The 1,517-nt window shown below is 71.7% G+C and carries 2 protein-coding genes; one reads left to right on the forward strand and one right to left on the reverse strand.

Going from position 1 to position 1,517, the window contains the following annotated elements:
* Positions 1 to 668: TIGR03619 family F420-dependent LLM class oxidoreductase (locus tag IJH84_RS05235; protein ID WP_295140935.1), on the reverse strand; the 668-nt coding region annotated here is incomplete at its 3' end.
* A gap of 200 nt (positions 669 to 868) precedes the next feature.
* Here IJH84_RS05235 and IJH84_RS05240 point away from each other — a divergent pair.
* Positions 869 to 1,517, forward strand: a 649-nt coding sequence (locus tag IJH84_RS05240; protein WP_295140939.1) for an IclR family transcriptional regulator, incomplete at its 3' end; no start/stop codon positions are given.

Below are 1,517 nucleotides of genomic sequence, written 5' to 3' on the forward strand. Positions count from 1 at the left end.
CCGGCAGGAAGGTCGGCCCGCGCCAGCAGCGCCGAAATCTCCGCTAGCGGCAGGCCGAACGGCACCCACCCGTTGCCGTGGGTGAGCGCGCGCCGCAACGAGCGGCGGGTGCGCCCGCCGACCCACATCGGGACTTCGTCCTGCACCGCGTGCGGTTCGACCACCACGTCGTCGAAGTCGTAGAACTCGCCGTGGAACGCCACCTCGTGGGCCGAAAGGCAGGCGCGCAGCGCCCGCATCGCCTCGTCGGCCCGCGCGCCGCGGTCGTCGAACGGTGCACCGAGCAGGTCGAATTCCGCCCGCAGGCTGCCGACTCCGACGCCGAGCACGAGCCTGCCGCCGCTGAGGCGATCCAGCGTGCCGTAGCGCTTCGCGATGGCGAGCGGATGGTGGTAGCCGAGCACCACGACCTGAGTCGCCAGCCGGATGCGGCCGGTGTGCGCGGCGAGGTTGCCGAAGGTCGCCAGCGGGTCCCAGTAGGTGCCGCCGCGCTGCGCGGCGTCCTCGGCGGGAACCGCGACGTGCTCGCTGCAGGTGAGGTGGTGGAAGCCGAGGCGATCGGCGGTCGCCGCGATCAGGGCGAGCTGGTCGATGCCCGCCTCGCGCTCCCACTCGTCGTGCGAGCCGGGCAGTTGCACCACGACCGGCGTGACGATCCCGATCCGCACTGCCGACCTCCCTGAACACGCATGGAGAACGTGTTTCTACAACGGTGCACGTTCCGGCGCTTCGCGATGTCCCGTTCAGCGGGAGTTGCCCGCGCTGTGCGGGCTTTCTCGGCGCCGGTGACGCCTTCCTCCGCTCGCGGCGCGCTGTTAGGTTGGCTACCAGAATTCGTTTCAATTCCGGTTGGCTCGGGAGGTCGACGATGACCGCTGGCAGTTCCCCGACCGCGGCCGGTCCGCCGCACTCGATGGTCGAGCGGATGACGCTGATCATGGACACCTTCGACGGACGCAACCACCACCGGAGCCTGGAGGACATCGCGCGGTTCAGCGGGCTGCCCCGGTCGACGACGCACCGGATCCTCAACCAGCTCGCCGGGCTGGGATGGCTGGAGCACACGTCGTCCGGATACCGCCTCGGCAGGCGGGTGCTCGACCTCGCGGGGCCGGATGGCGAGCACGGTGCGATCCGCGAAGCCGCCGCGGCGGTGCTGCACGAACTGCAGACCCGCACCGGCATGGTGGTGCACTTGGCGGTGCTCGCCGGGCCGGAGGTGTGCTACCTGGACAAGGTCGGCGGTCCGGCCGCGGCCGCGGTGCCTTCGCGGGTCGGCGGCCGCGCGCCTGCGCACTCGACGGCGCTGGGCAAGGCGATGCTGGCGGTGCTGGAACCGGAACAGGTCGATTCCCGCGTGGCAGGCCGGATGACCCGGTTGACCAGCAGCACCATCGGTGACGCGGCAGGGCTGCACGCGGAGCTGAGCCGGATCCGGCAACGCCGCGGACTCGCCTACGAACGCGGGGAATGCGCTCCCGGCATCGCCTGCGTCGCGGCCACCGTGCACGGCCCCG

This window comes from Saccharopolyspora sp., assembly GCF_017434145.1.
Taxonomy (GTDB): domain Bacteria; phylum Actinomycetota; class Actinomycetes; order Mycobacteriales; family Pseudonocardiaceae; genus Saccharopolyspora_C; species Saccharopolyspora_C galaxeae.